The following is a 19,410-nucleotide window of genomic DNA, read 5'->3' on the forward strand; positions in this document are numbered from 1 at the left end:
TCCCCAGACCTAGCGGGGAGAAAACAAGATGGATTTCAAGGGAAAAGCAGTTGTTGTCGTCGGTGGAACCAGCGGCATCAACCGTGGCATTGCCGAGGCCTTTGCTGCGGCAGGGGCCAAGGTTGCCGTTGCCAGCCGGTCACAGGACAAAGTGGATGACACCGTCGCGGCCTTGAAAGAGGCGGGCGCGCTGGAGGCTATGGGCGCCGCCTTTGACGTGCGAGACCCAGAAGCGGTTGCAGCGGGTCTTGCGGGTTTCCATGCCGCATTTGGTGACATTGACGTGCTGGTATCGGGGGCTGCGGGCAATTTCCCTGCCTTGGCGGCTGAGATGTCAATCAACGCCTTTAAAACCGTGATTGATATCGACCTGATGGGCACGATCCACGTGATGAAAGCCGCGCATCCGTTCCTGAAACGCCCCGGTGCGAGCATCATCAATATCTCTGCGCCGCAAGCGTATCTGCCCTACGAAGGACAGTCACACGTCTGCGCCGCTAAAGCAGGCGTTGACCAGATCACCCGCACCTTGTCGATGGAATGGGGGGTCGAAGGCATCCGCATCAATTCGGTTGTGCCCGGCTTCATTGATGGAACCGAGGGCGTGGAACGTCTTGCCCCGAATGAAGCGACCCGCAAACTGGCGATGGACGCGGTCCCTGTTGGCCGGTTTGGCACGCCACAAGATGTGGCCAACACCTGCCTGTTCCTCAGCTCTGATATGGCGACCTATGTCAGCGGTCAGGTGATCGCAGTCGACGGTGCGCTGTACCATCGCGGTTCTGGCCAGCACGGCCAGATGATGGGCCAGATGCTGCGTGCAGCGGCCGCCAAGAAAGCGTGAATTCCAGCGATTTAGTATAAGGGGGTATCCTCACTTGGGTGCCCCTGTTTCCTGACAAAAGTCAGGCGCGTGTATTGGAAGTTGCACGCGCCCTAATTGAATGGCGGCTCTGAGCCTGTTGCCGCCATTCCTAGAGCACCTCAGATTGAGTGAATAAACTGAAAAGCGCTGGCCATGGAGAAGCCAAAACCCCGAGGTTTACAGTTTAAGCTTTGATCTCGTGTAAACCCATGGAAGCGAGTTCGGCATCCTCATTCAAAACGGGTTGACGGCGTGCTGAACAGGCGCTCGCATGCATCATCGTTGAGCAAGCATCCAATAGCTGGGTTCTCTACACCTGCACCGCGATATATCGCATGCAGGAAGAGATGGGCCGTTGCTGGATCGCTCATGAAGGGGGATTGCCTTAGCTTGGCGTCCTGTTCTCCATCTTTTGCTTTGTAGATGACCTCGTCTTCTTTGATCGTCGCTGTCACACGAAGCTGATCTAAATTTTCAATATCAACCGCGGTCGGGTCGTCCGACAGGATTACGAAGTCCGCCAGTTTCCCGACTTCGATGCTGCCTTTCTGGTCAGCCTCAAAGTGTTGCCATGCCGGCCAGATCGTCATCGATTTAAGGGCTGTTAACACATCCACCCGCTGAGACGGGCCCAGGATGTCACCAGACCTTGTCCGCCGGGTAACCGTCGCATCGAGAACACGCATGCTATCAGGAAATGCCACTGGCGCATCGTGGTGCGAGCCAAACATCATGCCGCGCTCGCGGGCCCAACCAGTTGGGGAAATATTATCCGCAAGGACTGGCCCAACTGTGTGGTCGCGGTGCCAATCTCCCCAATAAAAAGTGTGCATAGGGAACAAAGAAGGAAACACATTAAGCCTTTGTAGCGCATCAACCTGGTCTTCGCGCAGGAATTGACCATGGATCAGAACGGGGCGCCGGTCTGCTGGCCCATACTTGGTCTCTGCGCTATCAATGGACGCCAGAAAAAGGTCAGATGCGGCCTCTCCGTTGGAGTGCACAAGGATCTGGATATTGTTTTCAAACGCCCAATCGACGGCGTCGATCACCTGCTCATTGCTAACAGCAGAGTAACCAAGATAGCCGGGTGCATATTCGCCCACCGGGTTAATATAGGGCCGGTCACGCCATGCCGTAAACCCTTGGGGAGAGCCATCAATGGTCAATTTTGCCCCACCGACGCGCATCCGGTTTACATACGAGTCCGAGACATTTTCCGCGATATAGTTTCGATCGACCATAATGTCGGGATAGGTAACGACGTCAATTTTGAACCCACCTTCGGACGCGACACTCTTCATGACTTCGACAATTGGCGGAGCTGCACGCCCTTCTTGAGCAGTTGTGTAACCGAACCTCGCCCAAAGCTCTGGGCCCGCGTTGGCAAAAGCGCGCAAGCCCTCTTCGCCAAGGCCACCGAGCAGGTTGGTTAAAACCATAAAAAATGCATTTTCCTCGAGTACACCGTTGGGGGCACCATCAGTTTCCCGACGGATGATACCACCCGCAGGATCGGACGTATCAGCATCGACATCTGTTAGTTCGAGCGCCTTAGAGTTGGCGACACCGAAATGGCCTGATTGGTGGACAATTATGATCGGAACATCTTTTGATACCTCATCAAGATCTTCGCGGGTTGGGTGGCGTAATTCTGTCAACTGAGATTGGTCATACCCAAAGCCTACGATCAGTTGCACTTTGTCCACGATTTCTGTGTTCTCAGCTATCCAACTGCGCAAAGTATCCTGAAGGCTCGGAATATCTGTGACATCGCCGTCCGGTGCGGCCAGAAGATTGGCGGAAAGCGCTTGTAGTCCGCCCATGACCGCATGCCCGTGACTATCAACGAACCCGGGCAGCATCGCGCGCCCCTTCAGATCGTACAATTCTGTCGTTTCACCTTGATGTGACTTAATATCAGAGAGCGTGCCAACCGCGAGAATTCGACCATTCTTAACCGCAACCGCCTCAACCGTTGGTTCTGCGTCGTTGATTGTGAGGATCGGGCCGTTCGAGTAGATCGTGTCGGCAATGGATTGAGCGAAAGCCGGACTTGCAAAAACCACCGCCCCCGCAACAAGTGCCAAACAACTGTTTCTAGCGGTCATAATCGATTTCCCCCACATCCAATAATATTCATCTCTATTAACAAACTAGATCACTGGTTCAGTCCGGCAACTCTTTAACGACCAGACAGCAAAGACTGGCCCAAACTTCCAACAAAATGAAATGCAATTGAAGCCGCTTCGCCGAGGTTGATGGATATTAGGGTCTATTTTCGTATCTGACCTAGGGCTGCAGCTGCCCGGCACTATCGCTATCACTTAACAGCGCGCGGGGTCTCAAACACCCGATAATTCCGCCCAAACAAAAATCCTGTCCAAGGGTTGATCTGGTCGCGATCAGAGGGGCAAGACTGACCTGCCCCTCTGGTTATATTCAGTTGGTTGTTTCCAAGCCTACAGGTTTACCCACAACAGTAAAATGCAACTGATCTGGGTTCAGCAATTCGCCGGCCACGCGCTTGATATCCTCTAGCGTGACAGCGTTCACCTTGTCGTTACGGGTCGCGATGTAATCGATCGGCAGGTCCTGCATTTGCATCCCCACCATGATCCCGGCGATTTGGCCGTTGCCGTCAAAACGCAACGGATAGGCCCCGGTGAGATAGGTTTGTGCATCCTTGAGCTCTTCGGCAGTTACGCCATCAGACGCCACCTTGGCCCATTCCTCCTGGATCACTTCAATCGCTTCGGCGACGCGGTCATTGCCCGACGCGACGCTGCCCATGTAAAGCGAGGCCAGATCCTTGGGCAGAAGATAGGAATAGACACCATAGGTCAGACCTCGTTTGACACGCACTTCCTCCATCAGACGGCTCTCAAACGAGCCACCGCCCAGAATGTGGTTCATCACATAGGCGGCGAAGAAGTCCTCGTCGTCGCGATCAATGCCGCCCTGACTGAACAGAACCTGCGATTGTGGCGTGTCGAAATCCACCACAGTAACGCCGCCGGTCAGGTTCAGATCAGCCTTACTGGGTATCGCGCGACCTGTTTCGGGCAAATCGGCAAGCAGCTCATCCAAAAGGGCGCCCAGCTCCTCGGCGGTGATGTCGCCCACGGCACCAACGTAAAGCTGATCGCGCACCAGAACCCCAGCATGGGCATCTACGATATCGTCGCGGGTCAGGGCCGAAACGCTTTCTATCGTGCCCTGTCCATCGGTGGCATATGGGTGATCCCCGTAGATCATCTCCCGCACGGATTTACTTGCAATCGAATTGGGATCCTTGGCGTTTGATTTCAGGCTGGAGATCACCTGCGCCCGGACGCGATCCACAGCATCCTGATCGAACCGGGGTTCGAGCAGTGTTGTCCGCAACAAATCAATGACCTCGTCACGGTTTTCAGTCAGGAACCGGGCCGAGATCGACAGCGTGTCGTCGCCGACATCATAGCCAAACGACGCGGCAAGGGATTCCAATTTACGAGCATAGGCGCGGGCATCTAAATCCCCGGCCCCTTCCTCGATCAGACCCGTCATCAAGTTAATCGCGCCGCGTTTGCCCGGCGCATCCAAAGACGTGCCGCCGCGAAACCGGAGTTCCAGCGCGGTAAAGGGGATCGAGTGTTCTTCGACCAGCCAGGCCTTGATGCCTTTGGGTGAGGTGACATCCTGTATTTCAACTTCGGCCCAAGCAGGAAGTGCCAGAACCACTGTGAATAGAGTTGCTATCAGAGCCTTCATTGCGTCACCTCCTGTGTGTCCCGCATCAACCATCCGGTGACCGAGGTTTCCGGCTGGAGGACCTCTTTGGCCGCAGCGATGATCTGTTCGCCCGTAACGGCTTGCAGCACGTCAGGCCACGCCTGCACATCCTCGATTGTCAGGCCACTGGTCAGAGCGCGGCCATACCGGTTGGCGATGCCATCCACGTTGTCGCGCGCATAAATCTGCGAGGCACGGAGTTGCATCTTGATCCGGTCCAGATCCGCCTCATCTACGCCTTCGGCGATGAATTCAGCAACGGCCACGTCCATCGCATCCTCGGCCTCTTGTAGGCTGACGCCTTCACTCGGCACGATAAGCAGATCAAAGGTTGTGTCATCCAACGACAAACCGCCATAAAACGCGCCAGTATAGACGGCGGTTTGTGTGTCAAATTGCAGTTTCTCGTTTAGGTAAGACGTCGTACCGCCCCCCAGCAATTCAGCGAACAGAAACAGGGCTGCGGCCTTTTCCTGTTCACCGGGGTCCCGTTCCGGAGCCAGATAGGATCGCTGCACATAAGGCTGCGCCACTCTGGCATCTTTGAACGTCAACCGACGCGCGGCGGTTTGTGGAGGTTCCTGCGTGCGCAGGCGTTCGGGTAGATCGACGGTCGCGGGGATAACACCATAGTATTCTTCAGCAAGCCGCTTGACCTCGTCCGGGTCGACATCACCCGACACCACAAGGATGGCGTTGTTTGGGGAATAATAGGTTTGGTAGAAAGAGAGCGCGTCCTCCATATCCAGCGTTTCCATCTCATGACGCCACCCAATCACGGGCACGCCATAGCGATGATTGTGGTATTGGACCGCGCTCATTTGTTCCCCAAACAGTGCGCGGGGGTTATTTTCCGTGCGCTGATTGCGCTCTTCGAGGATCACATCACGTTCGGTTTCGATGTCTTTTTCGGTCAGGCGAATGTTGCGCATGCGGTCCGCCTCCATCCGCATCATCAGCTCTAACCTGTCAGCCGCAACGCGCTGGTAGTAGGCGGTGTAGTCATAAGAGGTGAAAGCATTGTCTCGCCCGCCGTTGGCCGCAACGGTGGCTGACAGTTCCCCGGATTCAAGCGTGTCTGTTGCTTTGAACAGCAAGTGTTCCAAGAAATGCGCAACGCCTGACGACCCTTTGGGTTCGTCCGCTGATCCGGCACGGTACCAAACCATGTGTTGCAACACCGGTGCACGGTGATCTTCGACAACAACGACTTCCATGCCGTTGTCGAGTGTAAATGTTGTTACTTCTTCTTGCTTTTGCTGCGCCCAGACTGGGGCGACAGCGGTGCTCAATAAGGCAGCGGCAAGAGCAAACGCTCGTCTTCGGGCCATCCGGCTTCCTCCGTTCGTGTTGATAGACAACCTACGGCAAGCTGGCGGGTGTTCAAGAAGAGCTAGCGTTAAATTTACTTAATCCTTTTGCCGCGTCGTTGGCGGCGCGGCAGGCGTAGGCACCCCGGCGCGACGGTATCCGTCGGCCTGTTGGCTCGCATTCAAGGTCTGTTTTTTATAGACCTGCTTATAGCGATCCACTGGGAACAGGCGAATTCGGGTCATGCGGCCCTGTTTCTTACGAAACTCTGCATCTTCTTGTGCCAGTGCCTGACGGGTATTTGACGGGACACCATATCGGCTGCTGGCGGTAACCAAGGCAGCATCTGACGATGGAACCGCATTGCCATCATAGGCAGAGCCACGGCCGCCCAGCGCAACGGCGGCTTCCGCAACCGGGTTCGGGTCAACAAGGTTCACACCACCCGGTGTCGGTGCAGGCAAAACAGCATAATCTCTGGGTGCGGTCAGAGGCTTTGACGGCAAGACTGAGAATTCATCGGGCCCCGGTCCGGGAGCACGAATATCTCTGAGCCCCTTATTAGAACACCCAGACACCGCCAATGCAGCAGCTACTATCATAATCCCCAGCGGCGTCCGCATGGTCTTCTCCTGCCAGTTTGAAAGGCTTTTAGCGTATTTCCAAAGGCCCGTCACGTGGGCTTTTTCGTATCCAGCAATATCAGGCCTGCCGCGCCAGCAAAAATAAATATGTCAGCGACGTTGAAAACATAAGGGTTATCAAAGCCACAACAGGACATGTTCAGGAAATCAAGCACATAGCCATAAAGCAAACGGTCAACCACATTTCCCAACGCGCCGCCGATCAGAAAGCCACCACTGATAAGCATCCAGCGCGAGGCACGGGTTCGATACAGCCATCCAATCACGATGACACAGATCAACACCGACAAGCCGATCAAGATCCAACGCGCGATATCGGTATCACCCTGAAGCAGGCCAAAATTAATACCGCGATTTTCACCATACCGGAATGTCAGCAGCGGTGGCAGCACATCAATGCTGCCACGCTGAGCCACGCCCATCCAATGCACGACCAGATACTTGCTGACCTGATCGCACAAGAAGGCCCAGAAGGTGGCCCAAAAGAGCAGGCTCAGTCGCATCAGTGACGGAAGTGGCGCATGCCGGTAAACACCATGGCCAGTCCTGCTTCGTCTGCGGCCGCGATGACTTCGTTATCACGCATGGAACCGCCGGGTTGAATAACGCATGTGCCGCCCGCTGCTGCGGCCTCCAACAGACCATCCGCAAAGGGGAAAAACGCATCAGAAGCCACCGCACTGCCCTTGGCCAGGCTTTCATCCAAGCCCAGTTCAGCGGCCATACGACCGGCTTTGGCCGCTGCCACATTGGCACTGTCGAGACGGCTCATCTGCCCCGCACCTACGCCAACAGTTGCGCTATCTTTCACGTAGACGATGGCGTTTGATTTAACGTGTTTGGCGACTTTCCAGGCAAACAACAAATCCTGCAACTGTGCATCGGTCGGTGCTTTTTTCGTCACGACCTTCAGGTCTGCCATTTCGACATAGCCGACGTCTTTGTCCTGAACCAACATCCCACCTGCGACCTGTTTGTAGGCAGTGATCGCCTTGCGGGGATCAGGCAGAGCGTCTGTCAGCAGCAAGCGCAGGTTCTTCTTGGCGGCAAAGATTTCTTTCGCCTCGTCAGAGGCACCCGGCGCGATGACAACTTCGGTAAAGATCTCAACAATCTTAGCGGCGGTTTCGGCATCCAGCGGCTGGTTCAACGCAACGATACCGCCAAACGCAGAGGTCCGGTCACAATCGAACGCTTTTTGATAGGCTTCCGACAAGGTCGCGCCAGTCGCAACACCACAGGGGTTGGCGTGCTTAATGATCGCCACGGCCGCGCTGTCGGCGGGTGAGAATTCCGCAACCAGCTCATAGGCGGCGTCAGTGTCGTTGATGTTGTTATAGCTAAGCTCTTTGCCCTGAAGCTGCACCGCCGTTGCCACACCGGGGCGCGCGGAGCCGTCTGTATAGAACGACGCATTTTGGTGGCTGTTCTCACCATAGCGCAGAGTCTGCTTCAGCTCACCTGCAAAGGCGCGGCGGCGGGGGGCTTCCAATTCAAGCTGACCAGCCATCCAGTTCGACACAGAGGCATCATAGGCGGCAGTGCGGGCATAAGCCGTATGAGCCAGCTTCTGGCGGAAGGTGTAAGAAGTCTGGCCATCGTTGGCTTCGAGCTCGGCCAGCAGCGCATCATAATCCTGTACATCGACCACAACATTCACGAACGAATGGTTCTTGGATGCCGCACGGATCATCGCAGGGCCACCAATGTCGATGTTTTCGATCATCTCGTCATATTCCGCACCGCGCGCCAGCGCGGCCTCGAACGGATAGAGGTTCACAACCAACAGATCGATGGCGGCAATACCGTGCTCTTCCATCGCGGCCACATGGGTGTCGTTGTCCCGCAGGGCCAGCAGACCGCCATGCACCATCGGGTGCAGTGTTTTAACGCGACCGTCCATCATTTCAGGAAAACCAGTCACATCGGCTACGTCGCGCACATCTAGGCCGGCGTCTCGCAATGCTTTGGCGGACCCGCCAGTGGACAGAAGTTCAACGCCACGCGCAGCGAGAGCCTTGCCCAGGTCAATCAATCCGGTCTTGTCGGAAACGGAAAGTAGCGCGCGGCGCACGGGATGAAGGTCGGTCATGGCTCTGGGTCCTCTTGCGGATCAGTCGAATTCGGGTTCGTCCCGGTTCAGATCGCGAATAGCAACCGCAGTGTCCTGCGCTTTGCTGAGCGACCACCGGATGCGCGTCGCATACTCCATTGCCCGCCCAGATAGAACAATCTGTTTAGTCGCACGTGGCTTTAATCGTGTTTTTTCTAAGTAAACACTTGGCTCAAGGGACAATTTAAATTGTCCATCATGGCGAAACACCCAGATTTCCCCGGATTTAAGCGCCATCGACACCGCCGCGCCCCCCAAATCCACGGCTGCATCGACTTCTGGGTGCAGGTGCAATCGTACATCGAATCCCACTCCGGTCAGAACAGTGGCATCCATAACCTTGCTGAAACGCCGTTTTGCTGTGTCGTCCATTGCCAGCAACATATCTTCGCCCGCAAGGCCCCGTCCATCCAACGTCAGCTCAAGCGTTCGGGCGTGGGTCAGGCCAAACACCTTGGAATAGCCATCGTGCCCCCCCTGAAACCGATGCCCGTCGGTCACGTCGGACATTTCAACAGGAACATGGGTCGGCCCCTCAACAAGGGCCTCCAACCCCGACAGGCCTGTCGGCTCAGACAGGCGTGCGCTGGAATACCCATCCAAACACAGGGTCGAATGCGATGGGGTGGCACGCCCGGCACGCCGCCAATCCACTCCAAAGCTTTCGCCGGAGCCACAGCTCACGATCAAGGGGCGGCGCCCGGAGGTAAGCTCGAAGGACAATGTCGAGGCATGGGCATTAAACGATGCGTCGCCTTCTGGGGGCAGGCTGGCATCGACAATGACGCTCGTCCGTCCGCCAAACAAACGCGCATATCCCATTGCCAAGCCATCAGATCGCGTGGCTTTGACATGGCTCAGCGCAAGCGCGTGATCCAATCGCCCCTCTAGCCCGCGGCCCCCGCCATGAAAGCGCGCAAGCCCGCCTTCGGCGTGGCGCAAAGCCCGCAATGTCGGTGCAATTCGGTTGATAGCCGCAGAATGCGCCGGGCTGATGCCGCGACCCGCTTCGTTCAAGGCAGATGCCGCCCAAGTCAAAAGCGTGAACACATCGAGCAGCTCTTCGGGGTTGCGCGTCGAAATCCCCCCCTGCGCATCTATTTCACGCTCACATTCTTGAGCCAAAGCGCGCACCGCCGGGTCTGCTAATTCTTCTAACCCCTCAAGGGCGAGGCCGGCATAAATTAACCCGGTCAGCGCCTCGAACCGGGGCAATCCGGGTTGTGCGCTCTGCCATCTTTTTGAAAGAAACCATGTCTGCTGCGCCAATGAGCGGAAAAACGCTTCACTTTGGGCACTGTCGGCACCGCGCAATAAAAACAGCGCGTGATTAATCCATCGGATGATTCGACGGCCCGTCAGTTCCGGGGTCCAACCCGAGCCGCGGCCATTGCCGTGCTTCTCAAGCCAACTCCAAAGCCAGGTTTGCGCTTTTTCGCGGGCCCGCACGTCACCCACAGCGGCCAAATCATCCAACCACACGAATCCCTGTCGTTCGACCTCAAACGCGATATTCGGCGCTTCGACATCCCACAGAATGCTATCCCAAGATTCAACAAGATACCCAGCGAACATCAGATTGCCCGCCACCAACTGCCGCCCTCGTGCAAACGACCCCACAGTTCGAGGTTCGGGTTGAGACACAAATGCGGTCACCGTTTTTTGGCGCTGGCTCAGACGCGCATAGAGACGGTTCTGGAACCGCGACCACGTATTGGAAACTCTTTCAAAACGGGACATGCTATCTGCCTCATACGCTCTTTGGCGTTTGAGACAGACGATAGCCCGACTTGGGCACTGAGTCACCGATGAATAATTGGCTAGGTCTCTTTATGCAGCCGCGCCATGTAAAAGCCGTCCATTCCGCCCTTTTCAGCCCAGTAATCGGGCCGCAAGCGCAGGCCGCCTTCTTCGGTGATCCAAGTGGGGTCAATGCCGGGCAAATCAACAGCGGTGCGATCTACACGCATGTCCGGGAACATATCCAAAGCTTCTTCAACCTGCACTTCGCCCTCGTCTGGCAACAGTGAACAGGTGCAGAAAACCAAACGCCCGCCCGGCTTTAGCAAATCCCACGCATGGGCCAGCATCCGCGTCTGCAGCTCGATCAACTCACCAAATTCAGATCCATCCTTGGCCTGTGGCAAATCCGGGTGACGGCGGATGGTTCCAGTCGCGGAACAGGGCGCATCCAGCAAGATCGCATCGTATTGGCCCTGATGTTCCAGCGCATCTCCCACAACAACGGTGGCGGTCAGTCCCGTGCGATCCAAATTTTCCTGAACGCGTTTCATCCGATTTTTGGAAACATCCAGCGCGGTGACCTTGGCTCCAGCGGCAGCCATTTGCATGGTTTTGCCCCCGGGTGCGGCACAGAGGTCCAAAATTTCTTCGCCCGCTTTTGGCGCCAAAACCTGCACCGGCAAGGCAGCCGCCGCATCCTGCACCCACCAATCACCAGACGCATAGCCCGGCAATGCCGACACCTGACCGGCATCCCGCAATCGCACGGATCCGGTTGGCAACACTTCGCCCCCCAACGCCGTTGCATCCGCACCGGGTTTAAGCGACACATCCAACGGCGCGCCTGCAAACTGGACCTGCTCAATCGCCAGCATCGCCTCGTTCCCCCAAGCCTGAGCCAGCGGTTGACGCAGCCATTTGGGCAATCGGGGCGCGCGCAAAGCCGCCCAAGCAGCAGGCCCATCGGCCGCGATCTTGCGCAGAACCGCATTCACCAGCCCTTTGAGCTTGCCGTAGCGTTTGTTTTTCGAGGTGATCTCGACCATGGAATTGACCACGCCATGCGCAGCCGCCCCTTGGCAGAGTTCAACCGTACCAACCCGCAAGGTGTTGTGAACCGTCAGAGGTGTTCCCTTTTTCAGGTGCTTTTGCAGCAGGCGGTCCGCCCGCTCCAAACCCCGCAGAGTCTCCACAGCCAATCGCTGAGCGCGAGCCCGATCTTCGGGTTCCAGACGGTCCAGCGCCCCTGCGGCCAGACATTCGGACAACAACCGCCCTTCGCCCAGAACCTGATCCAGCAGGTAGATCGCACTGCGGCGCGCGTTGGTTGCACTGTCTGACATTGGGTCGGCTCCTGACCTGTGGCTATTGCCCACCTTGTCTAAGGGGGACGCGGGCGTATATCACGGTTCAGCGATAAAGGAACCCAAACCATGACCGACTCGGCCAAAGATCTGCCCCCCGCCGCCCAGCGCGCTCTAGACGAAGCCGCCGCCCGCCGCGCCGAAGCCCGCGTTGCCGCCATGCCGAAAGAGCTGGGTGGCCGTGAGGGGCCAGAGCCGGTCCGCTATGGCGATTGGGAGAAAAAGGGCCTCGCTATCGACTTCTAAGTTGATAGCTGCGCGGGGTTGCCTCTTGCGCGACTGGTCGCCAAAGTCCCGATATTATTGAGGGGCAACCAATCCCGTTTGATTGGGCGACAAAGGAATTTCCCATGCGCAGCAATGGACCAGATGTTCAAACGATATCGACCGGGCTTGTGGTTGCAATCGTTGGATTTTTCAGCTCCTTTCCTATTGTTTTGCAAGGGCTCGTTGGCGTAGGTGCAACTGACCTTCAAGCGGCATCCGGCCTTATGGCGGCGTCAATTGCAATGGGGGTATCAGGCATCGTTCTGTCCCTCTGGAAGAAGCAGCCAGTCAGCGTCGCATGGTCGACACCCGGCGTTGCCCTGCTTGCCGTATCGCAAACGCCCGAGGGTGGGTTTGCTGTGGCCGTGGCCGGTTTTATTCTTGCTGGCGTCTTTACCGTTCTCGCCGGGTATTGGCGCCCTCTGGCCCGCTTGATTGCAGCGATCCCAGCCCCCTTGGCCCAAGCCATGTTGGCTGGCGTTTTGCTATCGCTGTGTATTCAGCCATTTCAGGCGTTGGCCGATTTTCCGGCGCTGGCATTGCCGATCATCCTGACTTGGTTTGTCGTGTCACAATTCCACAAACTTTTCGCGGTGCCTGCAGCGGTTGTTGTCGCTGCATTGGTCATCGTTGTGCATTCGGATTTTGTGATCCCGCTGAATGATCCACTATTCGCTGCCCCAGTCTGGATCATGCCCATCTTTACTTGGGAGGCCGTGACCAATATCGCACTGCCGCTGTTTGTTGTAACGATGGCCACCCAAAACATTCCGGGCCTCGCAGTGTTGCGCAGTTTTGGATACCAGCCCGCCCCCGGTCAATTGGTCGCCTCAGTCGGCGGGGCAAGCATCCTGTCTGCACCATTTGGGTCTGCGGCCACCTGCCTTGCCGCAATCACCGCAGCGATGTGCGCCAACGAGGCGTCGCATCCAGATCCGGCGCAGCGGTATTGGTCTGCTGTCATGGGTGGCGTATTTTATTGTGTCTTGGGTGTGTTTGCAGGCGTGATCACCAGCTTTGCAGCCCTTGCTCCGCAGGCCGTTTTGGGCACCGTCGCCGGGATCGCCTTGATCGGAGTATTTGCGAACGCGACCTTTGCCACGCTCGAAGACCCCACCTATCGCCAATCTGCCGCAATCACATTTCTTGTGACCGCCTCTGGCATTTCGATGTTCGGGCTCAGCGCTGCGGTGTGGGGCTTGGCAATCGGTGGCGTGGTTCAGATTGTGACAAACCGGTTAGGACATAAGCCCTGATAGGGCAGCGTGGAAATCCATCACAAGCTTGCGCTGCTTCTTGGAATGCAGCCGATCATCGGGCCACGTTAACCAATAGCCATCGCGGGTCTTGAGCACTGGCAGATCCAGTTTCCGCAATGTACCTCTGGCCAAGTCATCATGCGCCAGTGGCAAAGAACCCAATACAACACCACTGCCCGAGGCGGCGCAGCTGAGCGCATGTTCCATCGAATCGACACTCAGCCGCGCGCCTTCAGGGACGAGGTGACCAGTCCGGCGCGCCCATTCCTGCCAGCCCGGTCGCTCGCCGCGCAGGTCAATAACCGGTGCCCCCCATTCGACGGTTGGCGCCGCCAAGACCGCCAGTGTCTCAGGCGCGATCAACTTGGCCTCGCGTCCCGGCCACGATCCACGCCCATATCGAATTTGCAGCCATGTGCGTTCCTCATCCAGCGCAGACCGTTTGGCCACGGAATCTGTCACCACTCGCACCTTGGGATGATCGCTTAGAAAGCCGCCCATCCCCTTCATCACCAACGCGTTGAGGTGAGAGCTCATCCCCGCCACACGCAGTTCGCGGGGGGCTTTGCCAAACAGATCTTCGGTGTTGCGCTCCAGTGCGATTAGACTTTCCTGCACCAAGGGGAGGTAACTTTCCCCCTCAATCGTCAGGGACACCCCGCGCGCCTCGCGTACAAACAGCGTCCGGCCCAGCCATGTTTCCAAATTGCCGATCCGCTGGCTTACGGCGGCTTGAGACAGGCCAAATTCACGCGCTGCGGCGGAAAATCCACCCAGCCGACCCGCCGCTTCAAACACCCGCAACCAATCCAGCGGCGGCAAGCCTACCTTTTTCTTAGCCATAGGATTTTCTTAGCCTCAGATGAAATAAGGATTGATTGTCGTAATGCCACGGGTTGCCTATTTTCGCAACCAAAGCCGCGCCCTCACAGGAGAATCCCCCATGTTGCGCTCAGCCACCCAGACAGGGTCCGTTGTTTCAGTCGAATTTAGCGACGGGTCACTAGCCCGTTTCCACGCCATCTGGCTGCGCGACAACGCGCTGGACCCCGAAACCCGCGCGCCCGGCAACGGTCAGCGTTTGATCACCATCGGGGATATTCCCACAGATATCTCGGTCAGCGCTGCCGAGATCGTGAACGGCGATCTGTCGGTGACGTTCCAGCCCGAGAATAAGACCGTGACATTTCCCAGCGGGTGGTTGGCCGATCACACCTATGACCGCGCTGTTGAGCAGGAAATGGGCCGTGTCGCCCTCGGCATCACCACCTGGGAACGGGGCATTGCTGCCCCCAGCGGCGATTGGGCCGAGGTTCACGCCACGCCTATAGCCAAGCGCAACTGGCTGGCAGACGTAGCCGAATATGGCTTTGCCAAACTGACCAATGGCCCGACTGAGCCAGAATCGCTGCTCAAAGTTGCGGCTCTGTTTGGCTATGTACGCGAAACCAATTATGGCCCTTATTTTGAGGTCCGCACCGAGGTGAACCCAACAAACCTTGCCTATACCGGCTTGGGTTTGCAGGCCCACACCGACAACCCCTATCGCGATCCGGTGCCCACGCTGCAGATTCTGTATTGTCTGGAAAACTCAGCCGAAGGTGGCGAATCCATCGTTGTGGATGGCTTTCGTGCGGCTGAACGTTTGCGCAGCGATAATCCCGAAGGGTTCGCCCTGCTCGCAGGGTACCCCGCCCGGTTTGAATATGTCGGATCAGATGGCGTTTGCCTGCGCTCGCGCCGCCCGATGATTGAACTGTCCCCGGATGGTGAAATGGTTGGCATTCGCTTTAACAACCGCTCATCCGCGCCGTTTATCGATGTGCCCTTTGACCAGATGGAAGCGTATTATGCCGCCTATCGACAATTGGGCGATTACATCGACGACCCGGCCATGGGTGTGGCGTTCAAACTGGAACCGGGCGAAAGCTTTATCGTAGATAACACACGCGTGTTGCACGCACGTCTGGGCTATTCTGGCGCAGGAACCCGCTGGTTGCAGGGATGTTATGCCGACAAGGACGGCCTGTTATCGACGCTGGCCGCAATGGATATGGCCAAGTTGGAGGCAGCGGAATGAAACCCGATTTCTCCACCTTGGATCAAACCAACATCGTGGCCTTTCTGGGTGATATTTTCACCCGTCGCGGTGGTGAGGAATATCTGGGCGAACCCGTCACCATGGCCGAACACATGCTGCAAGGGGCCACCATCGCCGAACAAAACGGCATGCCCGAGGAAATCATCGTCGGCGCTTTGCTGCATGACGTTGGCCACTTTACCTCGGAATTCGGCACCTATCACCCCGACGACACCGAAGACCGCCACCACGAAGACGCAGGCGAGTTGGTGCTTGCGCCGTTTTTCCCAACGGTGATCACCGATTGCGTGAAATACCATGTCGCGGCCAAGCGGTATTTGTGCGCCACCAAGACCGAATATTTCAACCGGCTGTCCCCTGCCTCGGTCCATACGCTGGAACTTCAAGGGGGGCCGATGAGCCCCGATGAAGTAGCCGAGTTTGAACAAAACCCCAATCTAAAAGAAATCATTCAGGTGCGGTATCTGGATGAGGCCGGCAAGCGCGACGACATGGATACCCCGGATTTCGAACATTTCGCCCCAATGGTGCAGCGCATGGTTGATCGCCACATGGGTCCCGCATGAGCGCGCCCGAGTATATCTTCGAGGCCAGTTCCAAACCCTCTCTGCCGTGGCACGAGGTTCCCCTAATCCGGGCCACCGAGGCGTCAGTCAAAGGCTACGGTTGTCTGGTTGATGATCCCGACACGTTTGAAATAGAAATCGCGCGCTGGCCTCAGCAAGGCTGGCGCCCGATCGACGAAGGCACCGGGGACGAGGCCGGTTGGGTCGAGGGCACGTTCAAATGTGATTGGCGCGGCGATGTGCTCTATGGGGAAAACGAAGCGGTTAATGGCAACTATGTGCTGGGTTGGTCCGCAGATCCGCAACAGGCGCAGATCGCCGACCAAACCGCGCCGCGTGATCAGGTGCTATTGTGGCACATGAATTATCACCCCGATGGCGGGCAGATGTTCTGGCCACTGGACAACAAGCCGTTCATCGTTCCGGCAGCCTTGCCCGGTGACAATCTGACGCCCGATAAGGTCGTCGCGTTTTGGTGTGACGGCACGAGGGGCCTCTATATTCATCCCGGCATCTGGCACGAGGGGATTTTCCCTGTCGAAGATCAACAACGGTTTCTGGACCGGCAAGGCAAGGTGCACGCCCGCGTCAGCGCCGATATCGGCCGCGAATTCGGCGTCTACCTGTCCTGCCCCCTGCGCGCAGACAAGATCAAAGACCTCTGAAACCAAAACGCCCGGACATTTGCCCGGGCGACTCGTTTCTCAGCTATCGGCAGGCTTTAGCCTTCGGACAGGCCCAAGACATCCAGCATGTCATAGGCACCTGGGGCTTTGCCCTGCCCCCACAACGCCGCCTTAAGCGCACCGCGCGCAAAAATGGCCCGATCTGTCGCCATATGGCGCAGCACGATCCGTTCGCCAGCAGCGGCAAAAAGCACGTCGTGTTCGCCCACGATGTCACCGCCCCGAATGGCCGTGAACCCAATGTCGCCGCGCTTGCGTGCGCCGGTGATACCGTCGCGCCCACGATCAGACACATCGTTTAGATCGACACCGCGCCCTTCGGCGGCGGCTTCGCCCAACATCAGCGCCGTGCCGGAGGGGGCATCGACCTTGTGGTGATGGTGCGCTTCGATCACTTCGATGTCGAAATCTTCGTCCAACGCGGCGGCGACCTTCTTGGTCAACTGCACCAGCAGATTTACGCCAAGGCTCATGTTGCCCGCCCGCACGATGGCCGCATGGCGCGACGCCGGTTCCAACGCTGCGATTTCGTCATCGCTCATGCCGGTCGTGCCGATCACGTGGACACACCGTGCTTGCGCTGCAAGGGCGGCAAATTCCAGCGTTGCTTTGGGGGCCGTAAAATCAATCACCGCCTGCGCCTTGGCGAATGCCTCAAGCGGGTCATCGCTCACCAACACACCAATCGGCGCGCCGCCCATGGCAACACCAACATCCTGACCCACCCATTCGTGGCCGGTCCGTTCAATCGCGCCAACCAACTGGGCCTTGTCGCTTTCCAATACTGTCTTGATCAACATCTGCCCCATACGGCCCGATGCTCCGGTAATGACGATCCCTGGGGTGTGGGTCATGGTGATCTTCCTATTCGTTTTCGGCGTCTTTGCCGTCTACCTCGTTCAGAGCCGCTTGGCAAAGCCCGCCTTTGGGCTTAGATCGGGAATATGGCCAAGAACAAATTCCATGATGGACCCGGCCCCTCGCAACGTCAGTTGCGTGTAGGGGAATTGATCCGACGCTCTCTGTCCGAGGTGTTGGCACGCGGTGACGTGCACGACCCAGACTTGAACCGTATGTCGATCACCGTGGGCGAGGTGCGCACCTCGCCTGATTTGAAAATCGCGACTGCCTATGTGCTCCCATTGGGCGGCAAGGGGAAGGACGAAGTGCTCAAGGTACTCGCGCGCAACAAGGGCGAACTGCGCCGCTTGATGGGCAAAAAGCTGGGCTTAAAATACGCCCCGGACCTTCGGTTTCAACTGGATCAGACGTTTGACCAGATGGACGACACCCGCCGCATGCTGAATCAGGACGCGGTGCGCCGCGATACCGAAGAATGATCCGGGCGCTGCTGGCGTTGTTGGCGGCCTGTGTCGCTGCCCCGCTGGCGGCGTTAGACTGCCGTGACCTCAAACATGACGGCAATACCTACACCGTGTGCGAGGTCGACACCGCGACGGAAGAGTTGCGCCTGTTTCTGAACGATTCCGAAGGCGATCTGTTGGGGCAATTTTCTGCGGTGAACGCAGAGTTGGAACAAGACGGCATGCGCCTTGGATTCGCGATGAATGCGGGCATGTATCATGCGAACCGTGCGCCCGTCGGGCATTACCTTGAAAACGGGGTCGAGCAGATGCGCGTGATCCCGAACGCGGGTCCCGGCAACTTTGGCCTGCTGCCCAACGGTGTCTTTTGCATCGCGGACAAGTCCGCCCAAGTGTACGAGACGCTCGCTTTTATCGACTCTAACCCCACCTGCAGATTTGCCACTCAATCCGGCCCAATGCTGGTGATCAATGGCGCGCTGCATCCCCGGTTTTTACCCGACAGCACGTCGCGCTATATCCGAAATGGTGTCGGCACCAGCGCCGACGGCAAACGCGCTGTGTTTGCGATTTCGAAAAATTCGGTGACCTTTCACGAATTCGGCCGCCTGTTTCGGGATGCCCTGAAAACACCCAACGCGCTGTATTTCGACGGCAATATCTCACGCATTTACGCGCCACAGATCAATCGGAACGACATTGGCTTTGCCCTTGGCCCGATTGTTGGCGTGGTAGAGCCAGACAAAGACTAAACTGTGTCTGGCTCATCGCACGTTTAGATCAAAACTTGTACGACGCCTTCAGAAACACCGAATCCGCTTCGGTATCTGCCCCACCCGAACTGTATGTGTCGTGCAGGTACTCAAGTCCCAGTATCACCTGTGGCGTCAGCCGATAACTGACACCAATGCCCGCTGAAATCCCGTCTTCGTTTGTTCCGCCGATATCCAAACCCGCATAGCCAACGACGCCATAAAGCAGCGTATCGCCAAAGCTATGGCCCCCTTTGATCTTAATCCGAGTGGTCTTGGCTGACTTTTTCACACCGCCAACGGTATATTTGGCTGCAGCATCATGAGAAATCTCTCCCCCAAACACGTAACCCCCGAAGTCATGAAGATATCCGATATGAACCCCCAATGTCGGGTTTGATTCACCTGTTCCTTTGGCCTTGATATGTTGATTTCCAACCTGAAGACCCACTTGGTACCCAGTCCAGCTTTCATCAGCAAAGACATGACCCGGTGCGGCCAGAGCGATCAAGATTGCCAGCGCCTTTTTCATTTTTTTAGTCCAGTTCTTAGAGTTCTGGAATCAGCAGCAAGGGGCCATGAACACCCCGTTCAAAGCTGAATCCGATATGAGAGAAGATGTGTTTTGTTTACGTGTGCG

Annotated in this window: 19 protein-coding genes; 8 read left to right on the plus strand and 11 right to left on the minus strand. The window is 57.1% G+C overall.

The genetic code is table 11. From position 1 onward, the window contains the following. Positions 1 to 28 precede the first annotated feature (28 nt). Positions 29 to 844 carry an SDR family oxidoreductase gene (locus ABWV33_RS04470; protein WP_113822295.1) on the plus strand — a complete coding sequence of 272 codons (816 nt, stop codon included), beginning with the start codon at positions 29 to 31 and terminating at the stop codon, positions 842 to 844. A 251-nt stretch (positions 845 to 1,095) separates the two neighbouring features. Here ABWV33_RS04470 and ABWV33_RS04475 read toward each other — a convergent pair whose 3' ends face one another. The 8 genes from ABWV33_RS04475 to ABWV33_RS04510 form a co-directional block, all read right to left on the minus strand. Beyond that, positions 1,096 to 2,976 carry an amidohydrolase gene (locus ABWV33_RS04475; protein WP_353329272.1) on the minus strand — a complete coding sequence of 627 codons (1,881 nt, stop codon included), beginning with the start codon at positions 2,974 to 2,976 and terminating at the stop codon, positions 1,096 to 1,098. A gap of 331 nt (positions 2,977 to 3,307) precedes the next feature. Beyond that, positions 3,308 to 4,618: a M16 family metallopeptidase gene (locus ABWV33_RS04480; protein WP_353329273.1), complete on the minus strand. Its 1,311-nt coding sequence runs from the start codon at positions 4,616 to 4,618 to the stop codon at positions 3,308 to 3,310. Continuing rightward, positions 4,615 to 5,970: a M16 family metallopeptidase gene (locus ABWV33_RS04485; protein WP_113822297.1), complete on the minus strand. Its 1,356-nt coding sequence runs from the start codon at positions 5,968 to 5,970 to the stop codon at positions 4,615 to 4,617. Before ABWV33_RS04485 ends, ABWV33_RS04480 begins: the two co-directional genes overlap by 4 nt. A gap of 78 nt (positions 5,971 to 6,048) precedes the next feature. Beyond that, positions 6,049 to 6,573: a DUF3035 domain-containing protein gene (locus ABWV33_RS04490; RefSeq protein ID WP_121997805.1), complete on the minus strand. Its 525-nt coding sequence runs from the start codon at positions 6,571 to 6,573 to the stop codon at positions 6,049 to 6,051. A gap of 50 nt (positions 6,574 to 6,623) precedes the next feature. Next, positions 6,624 to 7,097, minus strand: a complete 474-nt coding sequence (lspA, locus tag ABWV33_RS04495; protein ID WP_113822299.1) for a signal peptidase II — start codon at positions 7,095 to 7,097, stop codon at positions 6,624 to 6,626. Continuing rightward, on the minus strand, positions 7,097 to 8,686 hold the full coding sequence (purH, locus tag ABWV33_RS04500; RefSeq protein WP_353329274.1) for a bifunctional phosphoribosylaminoimidazolecarboxamide formyltransferase/IMP cyclohydrolase: 1,590 nt from the start codon (positions 8,684 to 8,686) through the stop codon (positions 7,097 to 7,099). The genes lspA and purH overlap by 1 nt, the downstream gene beginning before the upstream one ends. Positions 8,687 to 8,707: 21 nt before the next feature. Continuing rightward, positions 8,708 to 10,447 carry a heparinase II/III family protein gene (locus tag ABWV33_RS04505; RefSeq protein WP_164621236.1) on the minus strand — a complete coding sequence of 580 codons (1,740 nt, stop codon included), beginning with the start codon at positions 10,445 to 10,447 and terminating at the stop codon, positions 8,708 to 8,710. Positions 10,448 to 10,527: 80 nt separating this feature from the next. Further along, the gene (locus ABWV33_RS04510; RefSeq protein ID WP_353329275.1) at positions 10,528 to 11,793 is read right to left on the minus strand and encodes an RsmB/NOP family class I SAM-dependent RNA methyltransferase; all 1,266 of its coding nucleotides are present in this window, start codon (positions 11,791 to 11,793) and stop codon (positions 10,528 to 10,530) included. Positions 11,794 to 11,883: 90 nt separating this feature from the next. Between ABWV33_RS04510 and ABWV33_RS04515 the strand changes: the two genes are divergently transcribed. Beyond that, the gene (locus ABWV33_RS04515; RefSeq protein WP_353329276.1) at positions 11,884 to 12,060 is read left to right on the plus strand and encodes a DUF1674 domain-containing protein; all 177 of its coding nucleotides are present in this window, start codon (positions 11,884 to 11,886) and stop codon (positions 12,058 to 12,060) included. Positions 12,061 to 12,164: 104 nt separating this feature from the next. Next, positions 12,165 to 13,337 (plus strand): benzoate/H(+) symporter BenE family transporter, encoded by a 1,173-nt coding sequence (locus ABWV33_RS04520; RefSeq protein WP_353329277.1) that lies wholly within the window; start codon positions 12,165 to 12,167, stop codon positions 13,335 to 13,337. Here the strand turns inward: ABWV33_RS04520 and ABWV33_RS04525 are convergent. Next, positions 13,320 to 14,183 (minus strand): LysR family transcriptional regulator, encoded by an 864-nt coding sequence (locus ABWV33_RS04525; RefSeq protein ID WP_353329278.1) that lies wholly within the window; start codon positions 14,181 to 14,183, stop codon positions 13,320 to 13,322. The genes ABWV33_RS04520 and ABWV33_RS04525 overlap by 18 nt on opposite strands. Positions 14,184 to 14,283: 100 nt before the next feature. Between ABWV33_RS04525 and tmpA the strand changes: the two genes are divergently transcribed. From tmpA to ABWV33_RS04540, 3 genes are read left to right on the plus strand one after another with little or no spacing between them, the layout of a single operon-like run. After that, positions 14,284 to 15,420: a 2-trimethylaminoethylphosphonate dioxygenase gene (gene tmpA / locus ABWV33_RS04530; RefSeq protein ID WP_353329279.1), complete on the plus strand. Its 1,137-nt coding sequence runs from the start codon at positions 14,284 to 14,286 to the stop codon at positions 15,418 to 15,420. Continuing rightward, positions 15,417 to 16,007, plus strand: coding sequence for a (R)-1-hydroxy-2-trimethylaminoethylphosphonate oxygenase (tmpB, locus tag ABWV33_RS04535; RefSeq protein ID WP_353329280.1), 591 nt, complete (start codon positions 15,417 to 15,419; stop codon positions 16,005 to 16,007). Before tmpA ends, tmpB begins: the two co-directional genes overlap by 4 nt. Continuing rightward, positions 16,004 to 16,672 (plus strand): ureidoglycolate lyase, encoded by a 669-nt coding sequence (locus ABWV33_RS04540; protein WP_353329281.1) that lies wholly within the window; start codon positions 16,004 to 16,006, stop codon positions 16,670 to 16,672. The genes tmpB and ABWV33_RS04540 overlap by 4 nt, the downstream gene beginning before the upstream one ends. Positions 16,673 to 16,728: 56 nt before the next feature. On the opposite strand, the gene dapB is transcribed toward ABWV33_RS04540, so the two are convergent. Beyond that, positions 16,729 to 17,547, minus strand: a complete 819-nt coding sequence (dapB, locus tag ABWV33_RS04545; protein WP_121997796.1) for a 4-hydroxy-tetrahydrodipicolinate reductase — start codon at positions 17,545 to 17,547, stop codon at positions 16,729 to 16,731. Between the two features lie 90 nt (positions 17,548 to 17,637). On the opposite strand from dapB, the gene rbfA reads away from it, so the two are divergent. Then, positions 17,638 to 18,033, plus strand: coding sequence for a 30S ribosome-binding factor RbfA (gene rbfA, locus ABWV33_RS04550; protein ID WP_113822308.1), 396 nt, complete (start codon positions 17,638 to 17,640; stop codon positions 18,031 to 18,033). Then, positions 18,030 to 18,770, plus strand: a complete 741-nt coding sequence (locus ABWV33_RS04555; protein ID WP_353329282.1) for a phosphodiester glycosidase family protein — start codon at positions 18,030 to 18,032, stop codon at positions 18,768 to 18,770. The genes rbfA and ABWV33_RS04555 overlap by 4 nt, the downstream gene beginning before the upstream one ends. A gap of 28 nt (positions 18,771 to 18,798) precedes the next feature. Here ABWV33_RS04555 and ABWV33_RS04560 read toward each other — a convergent pair whose 3' ends face one another. Continuing rightward, a complete protein-coding gene (locus tag ABWV33_RS04560; RefSeq protein WP_353329283.1) occupies positions 18,799 to 19,302 on the minus strand; it encodes an outer membrane protein in 504 nt (167 codons plus the stop codon). Positions 19,303 to 19,410: the final 108 nt, after the last annotated feature.

It is taken from the genome of Phaeobacter sp. NW0010-22 (assembly GCF_040365955.1).
Lineage (GTDB): Bacteria > Pseudomonadota > Alphaproteobacteria > Rhodobacterales > Rhodobacteraceae > OMPR01.

Excerpts from the sequence above, each read along its gene's own strand:
- ABWV33_RS04555 (WP_353329282.1), top strand. The coding sequence starts at position 18,030 with ATGATCCGGGCGCTGCTGGCGTTGTTGGCGGCCTGTGTCGCTGCCCCG.
- ABWV33_RS04505 (WP_164621236.1), bottom strand. The coding sequence starts at position 10,447 with ATGTCCCGTTTTGAAAGAGTTTCCAATACGTGGTCGCGGTTCCAGAAC.
- ABWV33_RS04510 (WP_353329275.1), bottom strand. The coding sequence starts at position 11,793 with ATGTCAGACAGTGCAACCAACGCGCGCCGCAGTGCGATCTACCTGCTG.
- ABWV33_RS04520 (WP_353329277.1), top strand. The coding sequence starts at position 12,165 with ATGCGCAGCAATGGACCAGATGTTCAAACGATATCGACCGGGCTTGTG.
- ABWV33_RS04525 (WP_353329278.1), bottom strand. The coding sequence starts at position 14,183 with ATGGCTAAGAAAAAGGTAGGCTTGCCGCCGCTGGATTGGTTGCGGGTG.
- tmpB (WP_353329280.1), top strand. The coding sequence starts at position 15,417 with ATGAAACCCGATTTCTCCACCTTGGATCAAACCAACATCGTGGCCTTT.
- ABWV33_RS04490 (WP_121997805.1), bottom strand. The coding sequence starts at position 6,573 with ATGCGGACGCCGCTGGGGATTATGATAGTAGCTGCTGCATTGGCGGTG.
- lspA (WP_113822299.1), bottom strand. The coding sequence starts at position 7,097 with ATGCGACTGAGCCTGCTCTTTTGGGCCACCTTCTGGGCCTTCTTGTGC.
- tmpA (WP_353329279.1), top strand. The coding sequence starts at position 14,284 with ATGTTGCGCTCAGCCACCCAGACAGGGTCCGTTGTTTCAGTCGAATTT.
- ABWV33_RS04560 (WP_353329283.1), bottom strand. The coding sequence starts at position 19,302 with ATGAAAAAGGCGCTGGCAATCTTGATCGCTCTGGCCGCACCGGGTCAT.
- ABWV33_RS04485 (WP_113822297.1), bottom strand. The coding sequence starts at position 5,970 with ATGGCCCGAAGACGAGCGTTTGCTCTTGCCGCTGCCTTATTGAGCACC.
- ABWV33_RS04480 (WP_353329273.1), bottom strand. The coding sequence starts at position 4,618 with ATGAAGGCTCTGATAGCAACTCTATTCACAGTGGTTCTGGCACTTCCT.
- ABWV33_RS04470 (WP_113822295.1), top strand. The coding sequence starts at position 29 with ATGGATTTCAAGGGAAAAGCAGTTGTTGTCGTCGGTGGAACCAGCGGC.
- ABWV33_RS04540 (WP_353329281.1), top strand. The coding sequence starts at position 16,004 with ATGAGCGCGCCCGAGTATATCTTCGAGGCCAGTTCCAAACCCTCTCTG.
- dapB (WP_121997796.1), bottom strand. The coding sequence starts at position 17,547 with ATGACCCACACCCCAGGGATCGTCATTACCGGAGCATCGGGCCGTATG.
- purH (WP_353329274.1), bottom strand. The coding sequence starts at position 8,686 with ATGACCGACCTTCATCCCGTGCGCCGCGCGCTACTTTCCGTTTCCGAC.
- rbfA (WP_113822308.1), top strand. The coding sequence starts at position 17,638 with ATGGCCAAGAACAAATTCCATGATGGACCCGGCCCCTCGCAACGTCAG.
- ABWV33_RS04475 (WP_353329272.1), bottom strand. The coding sequence starts at position 2,976 with ATGACCGCTAGAAACAGTTGTTTGGCACTTGTTGCGGGGGCGGTGGTT.
- ABWV33_RS04515 (WP_353329276.1), top strand. The coding sequence starts at position 11,884 with ATGACCGACTCGGCCAAAGATCTGCCCCCCGCCGCCCAGCGCGCTCTA.